General features: G+C 73.1%; 20 protein-coding genes. 11 read left to right on the top strand and 9 right to left on the bottom strand.

Going from position 1 to position 25,274, the window contains the following annotated elements; translation table 11 throughout:
• Nucleotides 1–188 precede the first annotated feature (188 nt).
• Nucleotides 189–932, top strand: a complete 744-nt coding sequence (locus AB0Q90_RS33490; RefSeq protein ID WP_363165321.1) for a SigE family RNA polymerase sigma factor — start codon at nucleotides 189–191, stop codon at nucleotides 930–932.
• A 178-nt stretch (nucleotides 933–1,110) separates the two neighbouring features.
• On the opposite strand, the gene AB0Q90_RS33485 is transcribed toward AB0Q90_RS33490, so the two are convergent.
• Nucleotides 1,111–1,749: a uridine kinase gene (locus AB0Q90_RS33485; RefSeq protein ID WP_363165320.1), complete on the bottom strand. Its 639-nt coding sequence runs from the start codon at nucleotides 1,747–1,749 to the stop codon at nucleotides 1,111–1,113.
• 427 nt (nucleotides 1,750–2,176) lie between these two features.
• The gene (locus AB0Q90_RS33480; RefSeq protein WP_363165319.1) at nucleotides 2,177–3,394 is read right to left on the bottom strand and encodes an MFS transporter; all 1,218 of its coding nucleotides are present in this window, start codon (nucleotides 3,392–3,394) and stop codon (nucleotides 2,177–2,179) included.
• Between the two features lie 59 nt (nucleotides 3,395–3,453).
• Between AB0Q90_RS33480 and AB0Q90_RS33475 the strand changes: the two genes are divergently transcribed.
• On the top strand, nucleotides 3,454–4,455 hold the full coding sequence (locus AB0Q90_RS33475; RefSeq protein ID WP_363165318.1) for a DUF5937 family protein: 1,002 nt from the start codon (nucleotides 3,454–3,456) through the stop codon (nucleotides 4,453–4,455).
• Between the two features lie 128 nt (nucleotides 4,456–4,583).
• Nucleotides 4,584–5,936 (top strand): FAD-binding oxidoreductase, encoded by a 1,353-nt coding sequence (locus AB0Q90_RS33470; RefSeq protein ID WP_363165317.1) that lies wholly within the window; start codon nucleotides 4,584–4,586, stop codon nucleotides 5,934–5,936.
• A gap of 82 nt (nucleotides 5,937–6,018) precedes the next feature.
• Here AB0Q90_RS33470 and AB0Q90_RS33465 read toward each other — a convergent pair whose 3' ends face one another.
• Nucleotides 6,019–7,212, bottom strand: a complete 1,194-nt coding sequence (locus tag AB0Q90_RS33465) for an MFS transporter (protein WP_363165316.1) — start codon at nucleotides 7,210–7,212, stop codon at nucleotides 6,019–6,021.
• Between the two features lie 143 nt (nucleotides 7,213–7,355).
• Between AB0Q90_RS33465 and AB0Q90_RS33460 the strand changes: the two genes are divergently transcribed.
• Nucleotides 7,356–8,708, top strand: coding sequence for a hypothetical protein (locus tag AB0Q90_RS33460; protein WP_363165315.1), 1,353 nt, complete (start codon nucleotides 7,356–7,358; stop codon nucleotides 8,706–8,708).
• A 62-nt stretch (nucleotides 8,709–8,770) separates the two neighbouring features.
• Here AB0Q90_RS33460 and AB0Q90_RS33455 read toward each other — a convergent pair whose 3' ends face one another.
• From AB0Q90_RS33455 to AB0Q90_RS33430, 6 genes are all read right to left on the bottom strand, one after another.
• Nucleotides 8,771–10,018, bottom strand: coding sequence for an ATP-grasp domain-containing protein (locus AB0Q90_RS33455; protein WP_363165314.1), 1,248 nt, complete (start codon nucleotides 10,016–10,018; stop codon nucleotides 8,771–8,773).
• Nucleotides 10,019–10,020: 2 nt separating this feature from the next.
• Complete coding sequence (locus tag AB0Q90_RS33450; RefSeq protein ID WP_363165312.1) at nucleotides 10,021–11,226, bottom strand: ATP-grasp domain-containing protein; 1,206 nt, start codon at nucleotides 11,224–11,226, stop codon at nucleotides 10,021–10,023.
• 82 nt (nucleotides 11,227–11,308) lie between these two features.
• On the bottom strand, nucleotides 11,309–12,409 hold the full coding sequence (locus tag AB0Q90_RS33445; protein WP_363165311.1) for a hypothetical protein: 1,101 nt from the start codon (nucleotides 12,407–12,409) through the stop codon (nucleotides 11,309–11,311).
• 51 nt (nucleotides 12,410–12,460) lie between these two features.
• The gene (locus AB0Q90_RS33440) at nucleotides 12,461–14,164 is read right to left on the bottom strand and encodes an aldehyde dehydrogenase family protein (RefSeq protein WP_363165310.1); all 1,704 of its coding nucleotides are present in this window, start codon (nucleotides 14,162–14,164) and stop codon (nucleotides 12,461–12,463) included.
• The gene (locus AB0Q90_RS33435; protein ID WP_363165309.1) at nucleotides 14,165–15,382 is read right to left on the bottom strand and encodes a DUF362 domain-containing protein; all 1,218 of its coding nucleotides are present in this window, start codon (nucleotides 15,380–15,382) and stop codon (nucleotides 14,165–14,167) included.
• A gap of 37 nt (nucleotides 15,383–15,419) precedes the next feature.
• Entirely contained in the window at nucleotides 15,420–16,091 is a 672-nt protein-coding gene (locus AB0Q90_RS33430; RefSeq protein ID WP_363165308.1) for a cyclase family protein, read from the bottom strand.
• 347 nt (nucleotides 16,092–16,438) lie between these two features.
• On the opposite strand from AB0Q90_RS33430, the gene aroF reads away from it, so the two are divergent.
• From aroF to AB0Q90_RS33395, 7 genes are all read left to right on the top strand, one after another.
• Nucleotides 16,439–17,527, top strand: a complete 1,089-nt coding sequence (gene aroF / locus AB0Q90_RS33425) for a 3-deoxy-7-phosphoheptulonate synthase (protein WP_363165307.1) — start codon at nucleotides 16,439–16,441, stop codon at nucleotides 17,525–17,527.
• A gap of 875 nt (nucleotides 17,528–18,402) precedes the next feature.
• Nucleotides 18,403–19,506 carry an AMP-binding protein gene (locus AB0Q90_RS33420; protein WP_363165306.1) on the top strand — a complete coding sequence of 368 codons (1,104 nt, stop codon included), beginning with the start codon at nucleotides 18,403–18,405 and terminating at the stop codon, nucleotides 19,504–19,506.
• A 2-nt stretch (nucleotides 19,507–19,508) separates the two neighbouring features.
• Nucleotides 19,509–21,071, top strand: a complete 1,563-nt coding sequence (locus tag AB0Q90_RS33415; protein ID WP_363165305.1) for an isochorismate synthase — start codon at nucleotides 19,509–19,511, stop codon at nucleotides 21,069–21,071.
• A complete protein-coding gene (locus tag AB0Q90_RS33410; protein WP_363165304.1) occupies nucleotides 21,068–21,928 on the top strand; it encodes an ATP-dependent sacrificial sulfur transferase LarE in 861 nt (286 codons plus the stop codon). The genes AB0Q90_RS33415 and AB0Q90_RS33410 overlap by 4 nt, the downstream gene beginning before the upstream one ends.
• A complete protein-coding gene (gene larB / locus AB0Q90_RS33405; RefSeq protein ID WP_363165303.1) occupies nucleotides 21,918–22,706 on the top strand; it encodes a nickel pincer cofactor biosynthesis protein LarB in 789 nt (262 codons plus the stop codon). Before AB0Q90_RS33410 ends, larB begins: the two co-directional genes overlap by 11 nt.
• Nucleotides 22,703–23,917 (top strand): nickel pincer cofactor biosynthesis protein LarC, encoded by a 1,215-nt coding sequence (larC, locus tag AB0Q90_RS33400; protein WP_363165302.1) that lies wholly within the window; start codon nucleotides 22,703–22,705, stop codon nucleotides 23,915–23,917. The genes larB and larC overlap by 4 nt, the downstream gene beginning before the upstream one ends.
• On the top strand, nucleotides 23,914–25,104 hold the full coding sequence (locus AB0Q90_RS33395; RefSeq protein WP_363165301.1) for an FAD-dependent oxidoreductase: 1,191 nt from the start codon (nucleotides 23,914–23,916) through the stop codon (nucleotides 25,102–25,104). Before larC ends, AB0Q90_RS33395 begins: the two co-directional genes overlap by 4 nt.
• Nucleotides 25,105–25,274: the final 170 nt, after the last annotated feature.

Below are 25,274 nucleotides of genomic sequence, written 5' to 3'. Positions count from 1 at the left end.
GACACCTGTACGGCTACGTACCAGTACCGCTCCGCTCTGTGACCACCCTGTGCGAGAACTACGACGAACCCCTGTGACAGGTCTGTGACAGTCGGCGGACACGGCCATGAAGTGGCCCGGGCAAGCTTTTCGGCACAGGCAAGGAAGCAAGCCGAAACACCGGGGAAGTCCACGACGGGGGGCGCGAGATGAACACGCTGCACAGCTCCAGCACCAGCGCAGTTGTCACGCGTCTGCACGACGTGAACGGGGGCCGGGGTTCGGAGAAGTCCGGTGCCGTGAGCGGGCGGGGGTGCGCTCGCGGCGCCGGGCGTCAGCACACCGCGTACATGACGGTGGTTGACGGTTTCACGGGGGAAACGCACGGGGGAAGCGCGTACAGGGAGGACTCGGGGGAGCGTCGTTCGCTGTCGGAGGCGGAGTTCACCGCCTACGTCCAGGAGCGCCGCGCCTCCCTGTACGCAACCGCCTACCACCTCACCGGTGACCGCTTCGAGGCCGAGGACCTGCTGCAGAGCGCGCTGTTCTCGACGTACAAGGCGTGGGACCGGATCAGTGACAAGGCCGCTGTCGGGGGATACCTGCGGCGGACGATGACCAATCTCCACATCAGCGCGTGGCGCCGCCGCAAGCTGAACGAGTACCCGACCGAGGAGCTGCCGGAGACGCCCGGCGACACGGACGCGATGCGCGGCACCGAACTGCGCGCGGTCCTGTGGCAGGCGCTGGCCCGGCTGCCCGAGCTCCAGCGGACGATGCTGGTCCTGCGCTACTACGAGGGCCGCACCGACCCGGAGATCGCGGAGATCCTCGACATCAGTGTCGGCACGGTGAAGTCCAGCATCTGGCGGTCGCTCCGCCGGCTGCGCGAGGACGAGGTCCTCAGCTTCGGCCGTGACGAGGAGGACGCCTTCGGCGAGCTGGTGGCCTGAAGGTCCGGGGGGAGCAGGTAACGGGGGAGCGGTAACAGGGGGGACCAACGGGGGTCACGGGGGACCAACGGGGGACCAACGGGGGAAAGCACCACGGGGGAGCACCAAAGGGAAAAGGAAGCGGGACTGGAGGGCCGGGGGGTCCGTCCAGTCCCGCTTTTTCTTGTGCCTACGGGCCTCAGGTCGTCGTCGCGCCCTTGCGGGGCCGCAGGGCCCATTCCGCGTCCTTGAGCCGGCCCAGGGCCTCGTCCCGGTCGCAGGGGTAGGCGCCCAGCGCCGCCTGGCGGGCCACGATCGCCCGCTCGGCGCGCATCAGCCGCCAGCCGCGGCGCAGCAGGAACGGAACCGACTTGCGGCCCTCCTTCAGATCCCGCAGGAAACGGCGGCGGAAGGTCTTCACCGGGCCGCGGCTCAGGCACAGCGCGTCGGCGAGGAGCCCGAGCTCCTCGCAGCGCGTGACGATCTCGGCGGCGAAGATGCCCTCCGCGATGAACACCGGGGTGCGCCCGATGTCCACGGACTCCTCGCCGGTGCGGGCGCTGAGCGAGATGTCGTAGACCGGGATGCTGGTACGGCCCGTGCGGCACAGGCGCTCGATCGCCGCTACGGCCGTGTCGGCGTCCCAGGAGTCGGGGTGGTCCCAGTCGATGTCGGAGCTCCCGAGGACCTGCGGCAGCGTCGGGTCGTCGCCCTCCTTGTAGAAGTCGTCGAGCCGCAGCACCGGCAGGCCGGAGCGGGCCGCGAGAAGGGACTTGCCGGAGCCGGAGGGGCCGCAGAGCAGCACGACCCGGGTCGGTATCGGGGGGTGGGAACCCACTGTCTGTCCTTCTCACCTGCGGGTTTATGGGCGGTCTAGGGGGTTCCCGCGGGGAACCTCCCGAACCATTATCCCTGCCACGGAAGCCGGCCCGGGCGGGTCGTCAGCTTGCGACGGGTTCGTCCTGGTGGTCGGGGGCCGGATGGGGGGTGGGCGTGCGTCCGGTGAATGCGGGGGCCGGGGCATTGACTCTGAGGGGAGCGGTCACGCCGGGCGGCGGGTCCGGGGTGGGTGTGGACGGTGGTGCCGCCGAACCCTGCCGGGCGAGGCTGTCAGCCCGCCATGGATTCGTCCTGGTGGTCGGGGGCCGGATCGAGGGTGGGTGTGCGTCCGGTGATTGCGGGGGTCGGGGTGTCGACTTCGGGGGTGGCGGTCACGCCTGGCGGTGGGTCCGGCGGTGCCGTCGAAGTCGGTCCGGGTGCGGGCGTCAGCTTGCGACGGGTTCGTTCTGGTGGTCGGGGGTCGGGTCCGGGGTGGCCGTGCGCTTGGCGATTGCGGGGGACAGGGCGCCCACGGTGAGGGCCGCGGTCACTCCTGCTATCGCGCTGAACCACCACAGGACCGCGGGGCCGGCGTGGGCGTAGACGGCGGTGCCGATGGTCAGGGCGGAGAAGCGGGCGATTCCCCAGGACCACTGGAAGGCGCCCTGGTAGCGGCCGCGGGCGTGCTCGGGGGCGATGCTCTGGATGATCGAGGAGTGGATGCCGCCGATCGAGGTTTCGCCGAGGGACCACAGGACGACCGTGCCGGCGTAGGCCCAGGGGGTGTCGGCGACGCCGGTCAGGGCCACGCCGAGTGCGATGAGGATGCTGGCCGCGATGTACACGCGTAGCTGCGGCAGGCCGGAGAGGACCGAGGTCGCGATCGGCTGGAGCAGCACGACCAGTACGGCGTTGACGGTGGCCATCAGGCCGAGGACGGTCGGGGACAGGCCGTCGTCGCGGATGGCGAGCGGCAGACCGGCCTCGGTGAGCGAGTAGATCGCGATGGAGGTGCCGAACAGCGGCAGGAGCAGCCGCATCAGCGGATCGCGGAAGACGACGCCGTAGCCGATGCCGCCGTCGGCGGCGGTGGCCTTCGACTTGGCGCCCAGGGGCAGCATGGTGGCCGCGATCACGGCGTAGGCGAGCGAGCCGGAGGCGTCCACCAGGAACAGCAGCCAGTAGCCCTTGGTGGCCAGGAAGCCGCCGAGCATGCCGGCGCCCGCCGTGCCGATGTTCACCGCCCAGTGGACCAGCGAGAACGCGGCCCGGCGGCGCTCGGGGCCGACGGACTCGGCGACCAGCGCGGACGCGGCCGGGCTGACCATGCTGCCGGTGATGCTGAGCAGGACGGCAGCGAGTGCGAGGAAGAAAACGTTCGGCGCCGCGTACAGCAGACCGTGCGAGGCGGCCACGCCGATCAGACCGGCCACCATGGTCGGCCGGCGTCCGCGGCGGTCCGCGAGGAAGCCGCCCAGGATCGGGCCGACCAGGTTGCCCGCGCCCAGGGCCCCCAGGACGTAGGGCACCTGGTCGGTGCTCACGCCGCGCGAGCCCAGGTAGTAGACCAGGAACGGGGTCACCATGAAGCCGAGCCGGTTCACGATCGTGCCGGCGAAGACGATCCAGGCGGTTCGGGGCAGGCCGCTGAAGGTGGAGAGCATGCCGGGGATCATCGCGGCTCGATAGGCTGGCGGCCATTGATTCGGACATAGGTGAATCCATGGGGGTGGTGGCGCTGGCGGAGCTGGCGTTCTCGGCGAGCGACCTGGCGCAGATGCGGTTCGCCGTCTCCCCGATGTGGGAGGTCGTGACCAGCTTCCGGCTGCTGGCCTCCGGCGCCGCGCACCCGGTGCACCGCGGCTGGACGGAGCAGGTGCGGCCGCGCGTCGCCGCCGCCGGGCTCGACCAGGGGTGGCTGGCCGAGCTGATCCCGCCGGCCGGCTATCTGCCCGACTTCCTCAACCCCGCCCCCGACCGCCCGGCACCGGCGATCGCCGAGGAACTCGCCGCCATCGCGGCCGTGCCCGAGGACCGGATACGGCACGACCTGGACCACCTCTCGGGCCATCTGGGCGCGCGCGGGCCCCGGTTGCGGACCCTGTACGCCGATCCGGGCGCCCGTATCGGCAAGGTCGCCGAGGAGATCGAGGCCTACTGGGAGCTGGCCCTGGCACCCTACTGGGCGCGCATCCGGTCGGTGCTCGACGCCGATGTCTTCCACCGGGCCCGGCAGGTCGCCGAGCACGGCGCGGGCCATCTCTTCAACGACCTGCACGAGTCGGTGAGCTGGAACGACAACGCGCTGCGGCTGCTCAGACGCCGGCGCGGGCTGACCCGGCAGGCGGCCGGCTCCGGGCTGCTGCTGATCCCCTCGGCCTTCGCCTGGCCCGGTCTGCTGAGCCGGGTGCGCCAGCCCGAACCGCCCCAACTCGCCTACCCGGCCCGCGGGGTGGGCGCCCTGTGGGAGTCCCGCCCCGTCCTCAGGAGCGACGCCCTGGCCGCCGTACTGGGGCGTTCGCGCACGCTGCTGCTGGCCGAGCTGCAGGCGCCCGCCTCCACCGCCGAACTGGCCGCCCGGACCGGCCTGTCCCCGGCCGCGGTGTCCCAGCAGCTGACGGCGATGCGGGACGCCGGGCTGGTCAGCGCCCACCGGGCCGGGCGGTTCGTGCTCTACGCCCGGACCTCGGTCGCCGAGTCCCTGCTCGGCGCGGCGCATCCGTAGGATCGGGGGGTTTGCGGACGGGGGCGGCCCAAAAGGCGTTCCTGCCCTGCGCGTTCACCCGATGCCCAGGGGTTCGCCCCATGACCGGGGGCTCACCCCGCGCAACCGATGAGGAGTGGCCGGACACCGTGGAAACCGATCGTCTCGCCCAGCAGCTCGCCGCCGTGGTCGGAGCCGCCCATGTGCTGAGCGACCCCGCCCTGTGCGCCTCGTACGAGACCGATTTCACCGGCCGTTACGCCGGCCGGGCCCGGCTCGTGGTCCGGCCCGCCGACACCGCCCAGGTGGCCGAGGTGCTGCGGCTGTGTCACCGGGCGGCGGTGCCGGTCGTGCCCCAGGGCGGCAACACGGGGCTGGTCGGCGGCTCGGTGCCCACCCCGGACGGCACCCAGGTCGTGCTGTCGCTGCAACGGCTCGACGGGATCGGCCCGGTCGACACCGCGGTGCGCCAGGTGACCGTGGGCGCGGGCGTCGTCCTGTCCGGCCTGCACCGCGAAGTCGCCGCCCACGGACTGGAGTTCGGCGTGGACCTGGCCGCCCGGGACTCGGCCACCCTGGGCGGCATGATCGCCACCAACGCGGGCGGAGAGCGCGTCGTGCGCCACGGCACCACCCGGGCCAACGTGGTGGGTCTTGAGGCGGTGCTGGCCGACGGCACGGTGCTGGACCGGCTGGCCGCGCTGCCCAAGGACAACACCGGCTACGACCTCAACCAGCTGCTGGCCGGCAGCGAGGGCACCCTGGCCGTGGTGACCCGGGCGCGGCTGCGGCTGGTGCCCCGGCTGCCGGAGCGGGTCACCGCCCTGGTGGCGCTGGACTCGACGGAGGACGCCCTGGAGCTGGTGTCGCGGCTGCGCGCGCTGGACTCCCTCGAACTGGCCGAGTTCTTCATGGCCGACGGCCTGGCGCTGGTGCTGGACAAGAGCGGGCTGCCCGCCCCGTTCCGCACCGAGTACCCCGTCTATCTGCTCGTCGAGTGCGCCGGGCGGCGCGACCCGGCCGAGGAACTGTTCGACATACTCGACAAGCCGGGCCCGCTGGAGACGGCCGTCGCGCTCCAGGACGCCGACCGTCGGCGGCTGGCCGCCTACCGGGAACGGCACACCGAGTCGATCAACGCCGCGGGCGTCCCGGTCAAGCTCGACGTCACCGTGCCGCTCGCCGAACTCCCCGCGTTCGTCGCCGACCTGCCCGCACTGCTGGCCGGACGGGCCCGGCCGTATCTCTTCGGGCACTTGGCCGAGGGCAATCTGCACGTCAACCTGCTCGACGTGGCGGCGGCCGACGCGGCGGCGGTCACCGGGCAGGTGCTGGAGCGGGTCGCGGCCGTCGGCGGCAGCATCAGCGCCGAGCACGGGGTGGGGCGGGCCAAGGCCCGTTATCTGCACCTGAGTCGGAGTGCGGCCGAGATCGCGGTGATGCGGTCGGTGAAGGCGGCGCTGGATCCTGCGGGGGTGCTCAACCCGGGGGTGCTGTTGTAGGGGGTGCCGCGTTGGGCCGGTTTTTGGGCGCGGCTGCGTTGTGGCTGGTCGCGCAGTTCCCCGCGCCCCTATGGGGCGCCGGTCACGTCGCCTTGGTGCGTACCGCCCGCCGGGTCGCCGCCGGCGAGAGCAGGCCGGTGACCAGGAACAGGGTGCCCAGTACCGCCCAGCCGGGCCGGCCCCAGGACAGGCACAGGGTGGTCAGCAGGGCGGGGGCGAACGCGCCGCCCAGGCCCATGCCCATGGACCACAGGCCCTGGTACTGGCCCGTGGCGTGCTCCGGCGCGAGGGCGTAGGGCAGCTCGAAACCGGCGGCGGAGTGCCAGAGTTCGCCCAGGGTGTGGACGGCCATGCCGGTCAGCAGGAGCAGCGCGGCCGCCCAGCCCGGCCGGTCCTCGGCGGCCGCGAAGACACCGCAGGCCAGCAGGAACGCAAGACCCGCCCGCCGCATCGCGGCACTCGCGGCCGGCGGGCTGTCCACGCCACGGCCCGCCCGGACCTGACAGACCACCACCAGCACGGTGTTGGCGAGCATCCCGGCACCGACGATCCAGCCGGGCGCGGACGTGTGCGTCACCGCCCACAGCGGGAAGAGCACGGTGACCACCCGGAACTGAATGCTCATCAGCCCGTCCAGCACGGTCACCAGGACGAACGGGCCGTCCCGCAGCGCCGCCGTCCAACTCGGGGCGGCAGGGCCCGGATCCGCCGGGGCGAGCGCCGGTATCGCCGCCGTCAGCGCGGCGGAGGCCAGGAACGACAGCGCGTTGCCCGCGATCAGCAGCACATACGCGGTCCGGGTGTCGGCCTGCACGACGGCGCCCGCCAGGACCGCGCCCACCGAGATGCCGATGTTGGTCACCACCCGCAACCGCGCCCGGAACCGCTGCGGTTGCTCACCGCCGTACGCCCGGACGATCGGCCCCCGGGCCGCCGCGCCCGCGTTCTGCGCCAGCCCGCACAGACAGGCCACGGCCAGGAACTGCCAGAACCCGCCCACCAGCAGGAACGAGGCCATGCCCAGGCCGCTAGTGACGAGCGTCGCGGCATAGACGCCGCGCGGGCCCCGGCGGTCCGCCAGATGCCCGACCGGCACCCCGGCCAGCAGCGCCACCAGCCCCGCGACACTGAGCCCCGCGCCGACCTCGGCGGCCGAGAGCCCCACCACGCGGGTGAAGTACAGCACCCCCGCGGTCATGTACATCCCGTTGCCGACGGTGTTGACGAGCACCAGGAGTTTCAGGGTCCGCCGCACGGCGCCGCTGTCGGAAGTCATGGCCGACGATCATGACACCGGGCGGCCGGAACCGTGCCGCCGAGCGCCCGGAGCGGCAGGAACCTGCAGAACACTCGCCCCGCACCGCGGTGTTCGCAAGGCTGCGTCGGAGTGTGTCGACCGCAGCAAGGAAGGGTCCGTTGATGGATCGCGTCTCTCTGACGACGGAGTATCTGGCCAGGGTTGCCGAAAGCGGCGCCAAGGCCGACGAGTTGGTGGGCGGGCAGCCGGAGTCCGAGTTCCTCAACACGTTCTACAAGGGCAAGTACCTGTCCCGGCCGCTCTTTCTCGGCAGGGACGAGCGGACCCGGCTCCACGCCGACCTGGAGAACCTGCTGGCGGCGCTGGGCAGCCTTCCCGAGCGGCTCTTCGGCGGCGATCTCGCCGCGTTCGCACGGGCGGTGGGCATGGCCGAGGTCCAGGTCTCCGCCATCATGCGCGGCCGCGGCCCGTCCCTGACCCGGCAGACCCGCGCCGATCTGTACGTGGACGACAGCGGCTTCAAGCTGCTCGAACTCAACATCGGCAGCGCCGTCGGCGGCATGGACAACGCCGACATGTGCCGGGCCCTGCTGGAACACCCGGTGCTGGCCGACTACGCCGGCGAGCGCGGACTCGGCTATGTCGACACCCTGCGCGAGCAGGTGAACAACATCGTGGTGGAGAGCGGCTTCACGCTGGAGGACCGCCCCGTGGTCGCCCTCACCGACTGGCCCAGCAGCTACGACACCATGATCCCGTACATGGAGCTGCTGTGCGGACGCTGGGGCGAGCTCGGGCTGGAGGCCCACCCCTGCCACCTCGGCCAGCTGGAGGCCCGCGACGGCCGGGTGTGGCTCGGCGAGCGTCCCGTGGACATCGTCTTCCGCACCTTCCTCATCGCCGATCTGCTGGAGTCGCCCGAGGCCCCGGCCCTGATGGACCCGGTCCTCGACGCCGCCGAGCGGGGCGAGGTGAAGATCTTCACGCCGATGGACTGCTCCGCGTACGCCAGCAAGGGCGCGCTCGCGATGCTCTCCGACGAGCGCAACCGTCATCTGTTCAGCGCCGAGGAACTCGACAGCCTCGACCGCATCCTGCCCTGGACCCGTATGGTCCGCCCGGGCGAGGTCACGCTGGAGGGCGGCGAGCGCGTGGACCTGGTCGAGTACGCGCTGGCCAACCAGCAGGACCTCGCGCTCAAGCCGACCCTGATGTCCGGCGGCAACGGCGTGGTGCTCGGCTGGGCGCCCGGGCTGAGCGCGGAGGAATGGCGCGAGCAGATCACCGCCGCGCTCGACGGGCCGTACATCGTCCAGCGCAGGATCCGGCCGACGCTGGAGCTGTTCCCCGACGAGCGGGGCGAACTGCGGCCGTGGACGGCCCTGTGGGGCGTGTTCACCGTGGCCAACGGCTACGGCGGCGCCTTCGCCCGGGCGACCACCGTGGACTCCGGTGAGGTCGTGGTGAACACCGCGGGCGGCGCGCACGCGGGGGCGGTCCTGCACGAGGAGTGACGGGCGGTACGACGGAAAGGGGCCGGGCTGAGTGCCCGGCCCCTTCTCTTCCACGCGATCGGTCAGGCGATCTCGTAGAAGCCCTCGCCGTCCATGTACCGCGTGGTCAGCGCGTCGCGCGCGACCGTGGCCGCCGTCGGGTGCAGCAGGTACACCCGCAGCGGGAACGTCCAGTCGTCGACCGAGCGGTGCACCGGCGCCCCCGGGCGCACCCGGTACAGCACGTCGTGGAAGCTCTCCAGCTCCTGCAGTTCCGCCATCCGCGGATACGACACGAGCGTTCCGGTGCCCGGCGAGACCATGTTGACGATCCGCGCGTGCCGCTGGACCTCGTAGGCGGTGTCGCAGCGCTCCAGGAACCGCCCGGGGTCGACCACGGCGTCCACCGCCCAGTCGAGCTGGCTCTCGCCGAGGGCGGCACCGGTGGGCACATGCACGTCCGCCCCGCACACCCGGGCGCCCGTCTCGACCAGTCGCGGGCCCTGCGGCGTGAGCTTGAGCTCCGAGTGGGCGGGGCCGTTGCGGACGCCCAGGGCGTCGAGCACCTGGAAGGTGTGCTCGGCCAGCTGGTCCTGCTCCTCGCCGTGCCGGGACATCAGCTCCGCGCCGGCCGGCAGGTCCTTGACCCCGTTGGCGCCGAGGTGGTGCATCTTCCAGATGTCGGTGACATGGTGACGGCCGTCCCGGCTCACGGTGTTGACGATGTACTCGCCGCCCACCAGGTACTCCTGGGCCAGCACCGCGTGATTGTCCTGGCCCAGCGCGCTCCTGGTGCCGATGAGCGCCTCGAACGCCTTGCGGACCTCGTCGGGGCCGTCGCAGAAGTGGACGCCGTCGCTGCCCGCGCTGCTCACCGGCTTCAGCACCACACGGCCGCCGCCGAAACGCTCGTACCAGCTCAGCAGGGTGTCGGCGTCGGAGGCCAGGAGCTGCTCGGTGCCGGGCACCCCGGCCTCGCGGACCGTCTCGATCATCAGGAACTTGTCGCGGCGGGCGGCGCTGAGCGCGGTGCCGTTCGTGGGCAGGCCCAGCTTCTCGCCCAGCTCGTCCGCGAGGACGACCGCCCGCTCGATGCCGGCCAGCAGGCCGACGGGGGAGTGGGCGGCGATGGCGGCGACGGTCCCGGCCACGTCCCCGTCGTGCACGAGGTTGGCGACGAAGTCCCCCGGCCGGAAGCTCGGTTCGTACGCCGCCGGGATCTCCGGGGTGCTCTGGACGTGAACGCAGTCGTAGCCACGGGCCCGGAACAGCGGGGCCAGGCAGCGGGCGCTGGCGAACGCGTCGACGATGACGACCGTGCCGTTGCTCATGGTCATGCTCCTGCCTCACCCGCGGGGCGGGTGGTGATCCGGACGGCGGCCGCGGCCTTCTCGCAGCGCTCGGCGGCGTCCGCCGCGTCCGCGCCGACCGCGATCACATGGCCGCAGACCCGGTCGACGGACCAGGTCAGCGGCGGTACGACCAGGCCGGGGCGGGCGGACAGGCTGAGGGTGACGCCCTCGGGCAGGTCCTCGGGCACCTCGACGCCGGTCACCACACCCGGCTCGGCGGACAGGAACCGGATCGCCGACCCGGCGGTGGGACGTCCGGTGCCGGGCTGCCACGGCTCGATGCCGAGCGGCACCGCGACCGCGGCGCGCACCAGGTCCACGCCGTAGGCCAGCCGGACCAGTTCGGGGATGCTGTCGCCGCCCGCGCGGTTGTGGGACTCGATGATCCGCAGCCCGTCGGCGGTGATCATGATCTCGGTGTGCGAGGGCCCCTCCACGAGGCCGACCGCGTCCAGCAGCCGGGTCGTCAGCTCGACGATCTCCTGCCGGGTGGCCTCGTCGATCCGGGACGGCACGGAGTGACCGGCCTCGATGAAACCGCCGGCGCCCAGCAGCTTGTCGGTCACCGCGATCACCGAGTGCACACCGGCGTCGGTGAACGCCTCCACGCTGACCTCGTGGCCGGCCAGGAACTCCTCGGCCAGCATGCGGGTACGGCCCGCCGTCTCGGCCTTCGCCCAGATGCCGGCCGCGTCGGCCGGGGTGCCGGCCTTGTAGACGTGCATGCTGCCGCCGTGGTCCAGCGGCTTCACCATCGCGGGGCCGCCCAACTCCGTGAGGAACGCGGCCAGTTCACCCGCGCCGTGCACCACGCGGAAGCGCACCGGGGACAGGCCGAGCTCGGCCAGCCGGCGGCGCATCGCGGACTTGTCCTTCAGCAGGCGTACGGTGTCCACCGAGTTCCCGCCGAGGCCGAACTCCTCGTTCAGCCGGGCGGCCGGGACCAGGCCCAGCTCACTGGGCGAGAAGAAGCGGGCCACCGGCTGCCGGGCGAACAGCGCGCGGCCCGCGGCGACCGCCGCCTCCTCGTCGCCCAGGGTCGCCTCCACCACCTCCACGCAGTACTGGGCGGCGGCTTCGGTGTCGTACCTCCCCGGTGTGTGCACCAGGACCACTTCGCAGCCCAGGTCCGCGGCGGACCTCAGCACGTTGGGCCGGCCGCCCAGCAGGGCGATGCGCGCAGCCATAAAGGAACCTCCCAGGTAGGCGACACCGGCCCGCGCCGGGGCCGGTGTCGCGCAGATGTCTGACGGGACGGGGCCGTCCGGGTCAGGCGGTGACCAGCGTGACCGGGTCGCCGAACCGCATCAGCGGCCGGTACGACTCGGCCCGGGCGTGCCGCATCGTGCGCAGAACGGCGATCGCGCTCTCGGACGCCTCCCCCTGCACGAGGGAACGGTCGTCGCCGACCAGCGCCGCCGTCACCGCGATGTGCCGCTCGATGTCCTGGAGATCGGCCTCCAGCAGGGCGTCGCGGGCCAGGGCCAGCTCCGGGTCGGCCGCGGCCAGCTCGGCGAAGGACTCGGCGGAGACCTTGACCAGGGTGCGCATCGCCTTGCGGTAGGCCTTGTGCTCCGGCTGCGTACGGCCGGTCAGGGCCACCGGCACGGCCGGCGGATGCATGGTCGGGCGGACCATCGCGTCGTAGGCCGGCGCCGACATGTCACCGGAGTGCATCATGGCCGCGGTGAATCCGCGGACGTACACCGTGGCCTCGTCGAGCGCGGTCCGGGCCGCCTCCCGGTCCTGCTCCTTCAGCGCCGCCGTCGCACGGGAGACGGCGTCCGCGGCGGCGAGGTTGAGCACGAAGTAGAAGTGGTGGGTGATGACCCACCGGGTCAGCTCGTCGCGGCCGACGGCGGACGGGGCGGGCGGCTCGGCGCCGGCCTCCTGGGTGGTTTGCGGGGCGTCGGCCGGGGCGTCGGCCGGAGCCAGGCCGCGCAGCACCTGGACCATCGAAAGGACCTCCGCCGCCTGGTCGTTGAGGTCCAGCCGGGCCTCGACCAGGTCGGCGAGGGCCCGCGCGAGGACCGTCGTCACCTCGGAGACCAGCCGGGCGTCGTCGACGGGGGCCGTACGGACGCCGAAGTAGGTGTGGTTGGGCACGATCGGGACCATCGACGCGGTGTCCATCGGGGCCAGGCGGGCCACGGCCGCCAGCCGGTCGGTCCGCTTCACCGCGGCGTCGGCCGCGTCCTTCAGGGAGCCCCGCGCCCCGGCCGGGTTGAGCAGCTCGGCGCGCAGGTTCAGCAGCGCCTCGACCGTCTCCGCCAGGGCGGACTCGACCGGGGCGGCGGGACGGGTGAGGGCCCGCACCCGCTGGTTCTCGGGCAGGACGACGATGGGGAGGTCGGGGCAGGCAGCAGACATGTCTCAATCACCTCGGGAATGGTCAACAACGGCCGTGCGGAGACGCCGGCCTCAGGGAGCGGCGTAGCCGCGTGCCTCCTGGAGGAACTGCCCCAGGTATCCGTCGTGCGGCAGGAAGGGGTCCCTCCACCAGCCGGGAACCCGGCCGTGCAGCACGGTGCGCACGCCGGGGGAGTCCAGGGCCTCCTCGACGAGCGCGGAGTCCTCGGTGAGCAGGGTCAGGGCCAGCGAGTCGTCCAGCGGCCCGATGCCCTCCGCGCGTCGCCAGGGCGCCACCCACACACAGGGGAACGGCAGTTCCAGGCGCAGCCCCGGGTGGTCGGAGCGGTCCGCGCACAGCACCGCGGGCCGCAGCGCGGCGGCGCCCTCGCCCTCGCCGAGTACGCCGAGGGGGCCGTCGGAATAGTGACGTGCCGTCACATCCAGTGCGCCGTCGAGGGAGTTGGCGAGCAGCGCCCGCAGACCCTCCGCCTCCCGCAGCGGCCGTACCGGCAGGACCGCCCGCTCGTCGGTGACCGGGTGCACCGGCAGCCGGGCGAGCCGCTCCGCGAGGGCCTCGGCCAGCTCACGCGGGTCGCCGCTGGTGAGCACGGCGGTGGTGTTGGTGCAGCGCACCCCGCCGTCCGAGGCGATCTCGGTGACCAGGTGGTCGAGCGTGGCATCGTCCAGCGGCCGGTCGACGAGGACCTTGCTGCGTCCCGGGCCGCGCACCAGCACCCGGTCGTTGCCGCGCATCCGGGCGACGGTGTCCTCGCCGCCGTAGACCAGGGCCAGGTCGGCCGCGTCGACGAGCGCGTCGGCCGCGGCGTGGCTGCCGGGCAGCAGGGCGATCGAGTCCGGGGCAAGGCCCGCTTCGAGCAGGGAGCGGACCAGACGCAGCGGGGTGAACGGGTCCCGGGCACCCGGGCGCACCGCGACCCGATAGCCCATCGCCACGGCCTGAAGCCAGGCGCCGTGCGTCGCGGGGTGATTGCTCGGCGCGACCACCCCGAAGACACGGCCGCGGCGCACCCAGCGGGCGGTACGGGCGGGGGCGGCCGGGGGCTGGTGGGTGGCGGTTTCGCCGGGCAGTGCGGAGTCGTCGATGGCGGCACCCGTCGGGGTCTGCCGGGCGACGGTCCAGCCGAGCGGCGCATAGTCGTCGGTGGTGGCACCCGTCGGGATGTGCCGGGCGACGTTTCTGCCGAGCGGCCCGGAGTCTTCGGTGGCCGCCCCGCCCGGGGCCCGCCGGGTGGAGGCTTCGCCGGGCAGCGCGTTGTTGGTGGCGGCTCCGGCTGGGGTGTGCCGGGCGACGGTCCAGCCGGGCGATGCGTGGTCGGTGGCGGCTCCAGCCGGGATGTGCCGGGCTACGGTCCAGCCGAGCGGCGTGGAGTCTTCGGTGGTGGCTCCGGCCGGGGTCTGTCGGGCGATGATCTCGCCGAGTCGTGCGCAGTCGTCGGCGACGCGGTTGAGGGTGGCTCGGGCCACGGAGACCGGGACGCCGGAGGCGAGTGCCTGCATGTGGCAGTACTCCTCGGGCGACTGGCCGCCCGGTGTGCCCTTGGCGAACAGTCGGCCGGCCTCGGCGAGGGCCGCCAGCCGGTCGTCCTGGGGGACGGTCGCGGCACGGCGCATGGCACGGACCGTCGTTCTCGTCACCAGGGCGGGGGCCTCGTGGATCTCGGCGAGGGGCTCGCCGTGCACGTCGTGCAGGACGCGGGTGTCGCGTGAGGTCCGCTCCTGGCCGTCCCGGAGCACGGGTACGGACGGCAGCATCTAGATCAACTCCTCGGGTGCCGGCCAGGGCAGACCCTCGGCCTCCGGCCCGTCGGTCGACGGGACCCGGAACTGGGTGCGCTCCTGGTCGGTGACGGGGTGGCCCATCGCGTAGCGGATGCCGGCCGTCTGGATCGCCCGCGGCGGGCAGCCCTCCAGATAGACACCGGCCTCGCGGTGCTCGTACATGGCGTTGCCCACCAGGACCACCGCGCCGCGCAGTTCGGGCAGTCGTTCCATGGGGCCGGACACGATCGTCAACTCGCCCTTGTGGGCCAGCAGTTCGTCGCGGAGCAGATGCAGGGCCGCGGCCAGCCAGCGGCGGCAGTCCTCGCACGCCGTGTCGGCGTGGACATGGATGCCGTCCCGGGGCGGGGTGAGGTCGACGGGCGCCCGGTCGAGGGTGAAGGCGACCTCCTCGACGGCGGCGCCGCGGACCTCGATCTCCCTCAGGTCGGCGGGTCCGAGGCCCCGGCGGTGGGCGTCGCGCAGATACGCGAGCTCCCAGGTCCGCACCCCGGCGACCGCGGCCATGGTGACGTCCAGGGCGACGGCGTTGCGGGAGGCCGCGACCAGGCCCACCGGGCGGGTGCGGCCCGCCATCGGGTAGTTGCCCTCGATGACGGTGACGGCGTCGCAGACCACGAGGTGCTGCGGGCGGAGCAGGTTGAGGTCGACGATCGACTCCTCCACGCCGGCCATGTGGACGATCCGGGTGGTGAATCCGGGGAAGAGCCCGACCAGGTTCTTCATCGCGTTGGTGAGAACGACGCTGGAATGGGTGCGCAGTTGGGGCGCCCCGATGAAGAAGTCGCAGTCGGTGACGAGGTCGGGCATCGCCACCGGCACCCGCAGCGAGGTGGCGCCCGGGATCTGCACCACGCGCAGCGGCCGGTCGTCGAAGCTCACCACCTGCGCGTAGCGGTGCAGGGGGCTGCCGTCGAGGATCTCCTTGAGCACCTGGGTGCGTTCGGCCACGAAGACCTCGGCGCCGCGCGTCGAGGCCCGCTTCGCCACGGCGAGCAGCAGGTCGGGGCTGGTTCTGAAGCCCGGCTTGCGCTGGAACATATTGGGCTTGATGACGACCCGGTCGCCCCTGCCCACGTCCCGCAGCGGATCGCCGAGCAGGTCGAGGGCCTCCTCGACCGCCCGGTCGACCGCGGTGGCCGTATCGGACGCGGTTCTGGTCAGCGCGACGGCCGTGCTGTCCCCCGTCATGACAACTCCCTGCCTGTGTAGCCGTGGTGACGGTTGGTCAGAACTGCCATCCGTCGAAGACGACGGCGCGGGCGGGGGCCGCCTCCACGTCGGAGATCTTGATCGGCAGGGCCATCAGCTGCACGACGGGGTTGGTGATCCGGTCGAGGTTCTGGATGTTCTCCAGGATCGGGATGCCGGACTCCAGCAGCCGGCGGTGCACCTGGCCGCTGCGGTCGGTGGGGCGCTCGGTGATGCAGTCCATGCCGACGAGGGCGGCGCCGTTGTCCACCATCCAGTCCGCGGAGGACAGGGTGAGGTACGGGGGGTTGTCCCAGTAGTCGGGCCGGCCCAGGTAGCGCTTGGGGTGGTCGGTGCGGACCAGCAGGCGGTCGCCCGGCTGCCAGATGTCGCGCAGGGCCTTCTCCAGGTCCTCGCCGGTGACCGGGTCGAGGTCGCCCTTGTAGGAGAGGTCCGCGATGCAGGTGCGGCCGACGAAGGTCTCCAGCGGGACCTCGTCGATCTTCTCGCGGTCCTCGAAGAAGTGGTAGCCGGATTCCACGTGGGTGCCGTTGTGCGGGAAGATCTGGAGATCCGAGAAGGTGCGGCCGCCGCTTGCCGGGTCGGTCTCCGGAGTCATGGCCCGGCGGATTCCGAATTCCGGGTACCAGGGTGCGTCATAGGACGGCATTCCCTCGTACCAGCCCTGGCTGATGTCAATCATCTGCATGAGATCCGGCTCCCTCGTTTTTGGCTCTGTGAATGCGCCGAGGTGACCTTACGGACAGGTTTCCGTCGTGGCAAGTGGCTTCTTCTGTGCGGTGCGGCGTGGCTGATCGATCTAGCGCTATGGCTCTGACCTGCCAAAACTGAAGCGGAATATGAGATTCATGAACTATTGGCTGGAACGTGACGGCGTAATCCGGACCCTCCGTGGTTGCGGCGTGGCAGCTTCATGACAGGAAGATCGGAAAACGGTCCGCAAGCTCTTTGTTTGGGTTATGTTGACCGGGTCGAGAAAGAGTTGCGGCGTCAAAATTCTTCGCGTTAGCTTGCGGCGGCTTCTGAATCCAGAACATGAACGACGGCCCCATCGGAAGGTGTCCGCCAGTGATTGTGGTGTTCGATCCGCGTGCCACACGTGAACAGATAGATTCCGTTATCCAGATACTTCATGAAGGGGGCCAGTCCGCCGTTTCCACGGCCGTACGCAATCGCGTGACCGTGGTGACGGAAGGCAACGGAACCCCGGAACTGGCGAGCCGCGTCGAGAAGTCGCCGGCCGTCGAACGCGTGACGGTCGTCCCCGGCGCCCAGCGGCTCACCAGCAGGGCGTTCAGCGAGGAGGGCACCCGGGTTTCCGTGGGCGCCCGCGGGGACACGGTGATCGGCGGACCCGAGTTCGCCGTGATCGCCGGGCCCTGCGCCGTGGAGAGCCGGGAGCAGATGACGGCGGCCGTGGACGCGGTCGTGTCCCACGGCGCGGCGATGCTGCGCGGCGGCGCCTTCAAGCCCCGCTCCTCCCCGTACAGCTTTCAGGGCCTGGGCCTGGCCGGGCTGACCCTCCTCGCGGAGCAGCGCACGCGCACCGGGCTGCCGGTGGTCACCGAGGTGGTCACGCCGAAGGACGTGGAGTGTGTCGCGGAGGAGAGCGACATGCTGCAGATCGGCACCCGCAACATGCAGAACTTCGAACTCCTGCGGGAGGCGGGCGCCGCGGGCAAGCCCGTGCTGCTCAAGCGCGGGATGGCCGCCACGATCGAGGAGTGGATGCTCGCCGCCGAGTACGTCATGCATGCGGGCAACGGTGATGTCGTGCTGTGCGAGCGGGGGATTCGCAGCTACGACCGCAGCACCCGGTTCACCCTCGACCTCAGCGCGGTGGCCGAGGCGAAGCGGATCACCCATCTGCCGGTGATCGTCGACCCCAGCCACAGCACCGGCCGGCCGCACCTGGTCGCGCCGATGTCCCTGGCCGCGGCGGCAGCCGGGGCGGACGGTCTGATCATCGACGTCCACACCGACGCCCGCAGCGCACTGTGCGACGGCGCCCAGGCCCTCGACGCGACGGAGTTCGCCTCCCTCATGACCCGCCTCGCCCCGGTGGCAGAAGCGGTCGGCCGCACCCTGTCGACGCCTCGGACCCCTTCGCTGGCGTCGGTCTGACGGCAGGCCGCCCGGGGCGGGGCCCTCGGGCCGGCGTCCCGGGGGCGGCGCTCGTCGGGCGGTCGGGGGTTCGGGCATGGATGCCTGGGGCCGGCCGCCGTGGGCGCCTGTGTGATGCGGGGTCGGGTCGGATTCGGGCTCGCCGTACGGGTGTTGCGGGGCGGTCGATCCGGAGGCGATCCGGGTGGGTTGGTCTGGGCGGTCGATACGGGCGGTTGGTTCGGGTGTCCGGCCCGGATGTCTGGGTCTGGCCGCCGTGGGCGCCTGTCTGGTGCGGGGTCGGGTCGGATTCGGGTTCGCCGTACCGCTGTTGAGGGGGCGGTCGATCCCGATGGCAGATCCGGGTGGGCTGGTTCCGGGCGGTCGATTCGGGCGTCCGGTCAGGATGCCTGGGCTTGGCCGCCGTGGGCGCCTGTGTGATGCGAGGTCGGTCCGATTCGGGCTGCGCTTCGGGCGTCCGGCCCGGACGCCTGGGCCTGGCCTCCGTGGCCGTCTGTCCGATGCGGGGCCGGTCCGACTCGGCTTCGCCGTACGGCCGTTGTGCGGGTGGTCGATGCGGGTGGGCCGGGTCCGGGTGGGCCAACCCGGGCGGCTGACTCGGACGTGCCGACCCGGGCGGCCGACTCGGACGTGCCGACTCGGGCGACTGACTCGGACGTGCCGACCCGGGCGGCCGACTCGGGTGGGCTGATCCGGACGGTCGAGCCGCACATGCCACCCCGACGCGCCCACCCGGATGCCCGCCCCGGACACGCCACCCCTCCGCCGCCCCACCCCCCGTCAGCCCCCGCCGAGCCGCGCCCCCAACCGCAGCTCCGCCCCGGCGCCCGCACCCGTCCGTCCTCTCCCTTCGTCACCCCTGCCTGGAGGCAGACATGATCGACAGCACGGCAGAGCCCTTTGGCGCGGATCTTGCGCCCGACGCATTCGTTCAGGCCGCCATGGAGTGGCACTTCTCGCCGGCGACGGGGTCGCCGTTCTGGGTGAAGCGGGCTGCCCGGCTGGGCTTCGACCCGCTGACCGACGTGCGTACCTGGGCGGACCTGGACCGCTTTCCGGACGTCAGTGAGGAGTGGCGGGACGTCTCCGTCGATGAGTTGGTGCCGGTCGGGATCGACCGGGCCGGCTGGGACTTCCAGGTCTTCGACAGTGGCGGTACGACCGGCCGGCCCAAGCGCATCGTGGAGTCGACGTCGCGGCGCAACGGCGTCCTGTGGGTGAGCGAGGTGCTCGCCGAGCACGGCATCCCGGGCGAGGGCGAGGGGCACTGGCTGCACATCGGGCCCACCGGGCCGCACATCGTCGGCCGGTCGATCGGGCTCCTCGCCCAACTGCGGCGTACGTTCTGCCACTACATCGACTTCGACCCGCGCTGGGTCAAGAAGGCGGTCAAGGACGGCCTGCGCGAGGAGGCCGGGCGGTACGTGCGGCACATCCTGGCCCAGGCCTACGACGTACTGTCCACCCAGCCCGTCTCCGTGCTCTTCGCCACGCCCCCCGTGCTGGAGGCACTGGCGGCCGACGAGAAGCTGCTCGACCTGGTCCAGCGCAAGGTGCGCGGGATCATCTGGGCCGGTACCAGCGTCAGCCCCGAGACGTTGCGCGCCTTCGAGGAGGAGATCTTCCCGCAGGCCCCCGTCGTGGGCCTGTACGGCAACACCATGATGGGCATCGCCCCGCAGCGCCCCGCCGCACCGGAGGCCGCCCAAGCCACCGACGGGTGCGTCTTCGTGCCCTTCCACCCCTTCAGCCGTGTCACGGTCGTCGACCCCGACAACCCCCTCGTCCCCGTCGGTTACGGCGAGCGCGGCCAGGCCAGGATCTCCCTGGTCACCCGGGACCTGCTGCTGCCGTGGACCCTGGAGCGCGACTCCGTGATCCGCGTCGAACCCACCTCGCGCTACCCGCAGGACGGGCTCGCGGACGTCCAGCCCCTCACCGTGGACGGCGGCTCCACCGTCGTGGAAGGGGTGTACTAGGCATGACCGCCCCCACCCCGACCGCATCCGCACCGACAGGCTCCGTCCCCGGGTTCGACGACAGCGACCGCGCGATCCTGCTCGACCTGTGCCGCAACGCCCGTACCCGGGCCGAACGCGACGACCGCCCCGTCCTCGTCAGCTGGGCGAAACCGCTGCCTGCCGTCGACGTCATGGCCGTATGGCGCCGCGGCCGCGTGCTGACCCGGCGCTCCATGCTGTGGCGGTCTGCCTGGGACCAGGGTTGCGTCGTCGCCCTCGACACCGCGCACGAGCTGCCGGGCCGGGGCGCCGACCGGGTCCGGTCCGTCCGCGACGCCTGGGCGCGGCTCTCGCACGAGCCGGTCGACGGCGGCACCGCCGACCCGTCGCAGCCCTCCGGCGGCGGCCCGCTGGCGATCGGCGGGTTCGCGTTCAGCCCCGACGGCACCGGGCCGCAGGGACGGCTACCGGACACCCTGGTCTGGGTGCCCGCGTTCCAGCTCCGCTCCCGGTCGGCCGCGGCCGGCGACCTCCCGGGACCGGCCGAGCTCCGCCTGAACGCCGTCCTGACCCGGGACGACGACCCCGAGCGGACGGCCAAGGAACTCGGCCGGATCGCCGAGCAGTACCTCGATCACGAGACCCCCGTCAGCACCCCCGTCAGCACCCCCGTCAGCACCCCCGTCAGCACCCCCGTCAGCACCCCCGTCAGCACCCCCGCCGGCGGCTCCGCCGCGCCCGCCGGCCCGCGCACCTGGGACAGCACCGAGATACCCGCGGCCGACGACTGGCGGGAACTGGTCCGCCGGGCCACCGGCAGCATCCGCGCCGGTACGTTCGAGAAGGTGGTCCTGGCCCGTGAGCTGAGGGTCACCGCCTCCGCCGACTTCGACGTGGCGGCGGCCGTGGACCGGCTGCGGGCCGTCAACCCCGGCACCACCGTCTTCGCCGTCGGCCACGGCGAGGACACCTTCCTCGGCGCCACCCCCGAGTACCTGGTCCGCGTCGAGGGCCGCGAGGTCCATGCCTTGGGCCTGGCCGGGACCACCCCGCGCGGCGGCACCCCCGAGGAGGACGCGGTCCGCGAGCGCGAACTCGTCGACAGCGCCAAGATCCAGCACGAGCACGACGTCGTCGTACGGATGCTGTGCGACGCCCTCGCCCACGGCTGCGCCGAGGTCACCGCCGAGACACCGCCCCGGGTCGTCAAGCTCGCCCATGTGCAGCACCTGTCCACCAAGGTCCGCGGCACGCTGGGCGCCGAACCCGGCACCGGCGTCCTCGACTTCGTGGAGCGGCTGCATCCGACCCCCGCGCTCGGCGGCCAGCCGCGCCGGCAGGCTTTGAGCTGGCTGGCGGAGAACGAGGGCTTCGACCGCGGCTGGTACGCGGGCGTGGTGGGCTGGGCCGATCCGTCCGGACAGGGCCAGTTCGCCGTCGCCATCCGCTCCGCCCTGCTCTCCGGAGCGGCCGCCTCGCTCTACGCCGGCTGCGGTCTCGTCGCCGACTCCGACCCCGCCGTGGAGTACGCGGAGACCTGCGCGAAGCTGCGCCCGATGCTGTCCGCGCTGGAGCTCGAATGACCCCGGAGCGTCAACTCGGCGCACTCCACCGGCAGTTGACCGAGCTGGGCTCCGTGGTCGTGGCGTTCTCCGGCGGTGCGGACTCCGCGCTGCTGCTGGCCGCCGCGCTGCGTGCGCTGGGCCCGGACCGGGTGCTCGCCGCCACCGGCGACTCGGCGAGCCTGGCGCGCGCCGAGCGCGCCGCGGTGCGGGACATCGCCCGGGAACTGGGCGCGCCCCACACCTTCGTGAGCACCCACGAGCTGGACTCGGACGGATACCGCGAGAACGCGCGCTCCCGCTGCTGGTTCTGCAAGGACGAACTGGCCGGCCGGCTGCGCGCCCTGGCCGTCGAGCGCGGCTTCGCGCACGTCGCCACCGGCACCAACGCGGACGACCGGCTGGACCGGTTCCGCCCCGGCATCGGCGCCGCCGACCGGCACGGCGTGGTCACCCCGCTGGCCGACGCAGGCCTGACCAAGGCCCAGGTCCGGGCGGTGAGCCGGGCCTGGGCCCTGCCCACCTGGGACAAGCCGGCCTCGCCCTGTCTGTCCAGCCGGGTCGCCTACGGCCTTGGCATCACCCGGGAGCGGCTGGTCCGCATCGACGACGCCGAGCGGTCCCTGCGGGAGAGCCTTCGGCGCGCGGGCATCGACAGCTACGACCTCCGGGTGCGCGACCTCGGCGAGCGGGCCCTGATCCAGGTCGACCGGGCCGCCGTACCCGCCGTCCGGGCCTGCGCGGACGCGCTGGACTCCGTACGGCGCGCGGGCTTCGCCACGGTGGACGTCGACCCGCGCGGCTTCCGGTCCGGCGCCCTCAACGAGGCGCATACGAGCGTGAGCACCACCCAGGAGGGGCCGAACCATGGACCGTGACGAAGTACGGGCGCTGCTGGAGCGGGTGTCCGAGGGGACGGCGACGGCCGACGAGGCGCTGGCGGACCTGGTGCGCGGACCCCTCGACGGCAGCGCGGGCAGCGGCGTGGCGGACCTCGGGTTCGCCCGCCTCGACACCCATCGCGCCCTGCGCACCGGCGACCCCGAGGTCGTCTACGGAGCGGGCAAGACGGCCGACCAGAACGTCGCCCTGCTCCGGGCCCTGCGCGACCGCCCCGGGCACCGGCCCGCCCTGGCCACCCGGCTGACGGACGACGCACTGCGGGCGGTGGGCGAGGCGTTCCCCGAAGCGCGCCTCGACCCCGTGGCCCGCTGCGCCGCCCTCGGCGACCGGCCCGAACCCGCCGGCCGGGTCCTGGTGGTCAGCGCCGGGACCTCGGACGAACCGGTGGCCCGGGAAGCCGCCTTCGTCGCCGCCGAGTTCGGCTGCGACACCGGCCAGGTGCGCGACGTCGGCGTGGCCGGCATCCACCGCGTGCTCGCCGTCCGGGACGAACTGGACGCGGCGGACTGCCTGATCGTGGTGGCCGGCATGGACGGCGCACTGCCCAGCGTGGTCGCCGGGCTGGTCGGCGTGCCGGTCGTGGCGGTGCCCACCAGCGTCGGCTACGGCAGCGCCTTCGGCGGCATCGCGCCGCTGCTCGCCATGCTCAACTCGTGCGGTCCCGGCGTAGTGGTGTGCAACATCGACAACGGCTTCGGCGCGGCCGTGGCGGCGGCCCGGATGACCCGCCGCATGGTGAAGGTGAGCGCATGACGCCGCGCACCGCCGCCTGGTTCGACTGTTCCTCCGGAGCGGCCGGCGACATGATCCTGGGCGCCCTGCTCGACGCCGGGGCCTCCCCGGCAGCCGTACAGCGGGCCGTCGAGGCGGTCGCACCCGGGGCGATCACCCTGCGGACCGAGCGGGTCACACGCTGCGGACTGGCCGCGACCAAGGTGCACGTGGACACCGCCCCCCAGCCCCCGCACCGCACCTGGCGCTCGCTCAGGACCCTGCTGGCCGAGGCCGAACTGCCCGCCCCCGTACGGGAGTCGGCGCTGTCCGCGTTCACCCGGCTGGCGCACGCCGAGGCCGCCGTGCACGGGGTCGCCGCGGACGACGTCCACTTCCACGAGGTCGGCGCCCTCGACGCGATCGGCGACGTCGTCGGCGCCTGCGCCGCCTTCCACGACCTCGGCATCGGTACGGCGACGGCGACCCCCCTCGCCCTGGGCGGCGGCTGGACCCGCAGCGCCCACGGGGAGATCCCCGTGCCCGTGCCGGCCGTGCTGCGGCTGCTCGCCGACCACGGGGCACCCGCCCACTCCGGTGAGCTGCCCTACGAGATGTGTACGCCGACCGGCGCCGCCCTCGTCCTGGAGTTCTGCTCCGGGTGGGGCGGGCTGCCCCCGCTGCGCGTGCTCGGCACCGGCACGGGCGCGGGCACCCGCGATCTGCCGGGCGTCCCCAATGTCGTACGGGTCGTGCTCGGACAGCAGACGCAGGCCGGGCCGGCGGCCCGGGAGGCGGTGGTCGTGGAGAGCAACGTGGACGACCTCGACCCGCGTGTGTGGCCCGGCGTGCTGGCCCGGCTGATGGACGCCGGGGCGTCCGACGCCTGGCTCACGCCCGTGCTGATGAAGAAGGGGCGGCCCGCGCACACGCTGTCGGTGCTCTGCCCGCCCGCGCTGCTCCCGGCCGTCCGGGAGACCGTACTGACCGAGACCTCCGCCATCGGGCTGCGCGAACACCCGGTGACCAAGCACGAGTTGGGCCGGTCGTTCGTCACCGTCGAGGTGGCCGGGGCCGTGATCCGGGTCAAGGTCGCCACCCACCGGGGGCGCGTCGTCAACGCCCAGCCGGAGTACGAGGACGTGGCCGCGGCGGCCCGGTCGCTGGGCATGCCGGTCAAGCGGGTGCTGGCGAGGGCCGTGGCCGCGGCCGAGGACACCATGCAGAAGCAGGAACGGGAGCTGGACGGATGAAGAAGGTCATCGTCGTCGGCGGCGGTCTCGCCGGACTGCGCGCGGTCGAGGCACTGCGCGAGCGGGGGTACGAGGGGGAGCTGACCCTGGTCGGGGCGGAACGCCACGAGCCCTACGACCGGCCGCCGCTGTCCAAGGCCGTGCTGGCCGGGGACGGCGAGGACACCACGTTCCCCGTCGACTGGGGCCGTCTGGGCTGCGCCCTGCGCCTCGGCCACCGCGCCGAGGAACTCGTCCTGCACCCGGACCGCCCCGGCGGGGTGCTGCGCACCTCCGCCGGACCCCTGGACTTCGACGGGCTGGTCATCGCCACGGGGGCCGCGCCGCTGCGGCTGCCCGGCACGGGCCCCCAGCACGTCCTGCGGACGGTGGACGACGCCCGGGCCCTGCGCGCGGAACTGCGCGAGGGCGCACGGGTGGTGATCGTCGGCGCGGGCTGGATCGGCGCCGAAGTGGCCACGCTGGCCGCGCGGCGCGGCTGCCGGGTGACCGTGCTGGAGGCGGGCGGGACCCCGCTCGCCGGGGTGCTCGACGAGGCGCTCGGCGCGCTGACCGCCGGCTGGTACGCCGAGGCGGGCGTCGAACTGCGCTGCGGGGTCAAGGCCGTCTCGGTCGACCCCGGCGGACTGACCACCGCCGACGGGGAGTTCCTGCCCGCCGACGCGGTCGTGACCGGCATCGGCGCCCGGCCCGAGGTCGGCTGGCTGGCGGGCTCGGGGCTGGACATCGACCGCGGGATCGTCGTCGACGGCTCACTGCGCACGTCCCGGCCCGAGGTCGTGGCGGTGGGGGACTGCGCCGCCTGGTGGTCGGCGCGCTACGGACGCCGGCTGCTGGTCGAGCACTGGGACACGGCCCTGAACGCCCCCGCCGTCGCCGCGGCCGCCCTGCTGGGCCAGGAGGCCGCCTACGACCCCGCACCGTACTTCTGGTCGGAGCAGTTCGGCCGGATGGTGCAGTACGCGGGCCACCACCGCCCCGCCGACCGGATGCTCCACCGCGGCTCCCCCGACGACCCCGACTGGTCCGTCCTCTGGTTCACCAACGACCACCTGACCGCCCTCCTGACGGTCAACCGCCCCCGCGACATGACCCAGGGCCGCCGCCTCATCGAATCCGGAACTCCCCTGGACCCGGCCCTGGCAGCCGACCCCACGACCCCGTTGCGCAAAACGGCCCGCCACTGACCTACCGGCCTCCGCAGCAGGGGGCACCGGGGTCAGCTCGGGTACGCCCGGGGATCCGGCTCTGGCAGCCGTGCCGCCACCCCTTTGCGTAGGACGGCCCGCCTCCCGCAGCAGGGGGGTGGGGCGTCGGGGTCAGCTCGGGCACGCCCGGGGATCCGGCTCTGGCAGCC

This window comes from Streptomyces sp. NPDC079141 (assembly GCF_040686775.1).
GTDB lineage: Bacteria > Actinomycetota > Actinomycetes > Streptomycetales > Streptomycetaceae > Streptomyces.
Note: the sequence above shows the minus strand (reverse complement) of the source record. Positions and strands in the feature narration are given on the sequence as shown.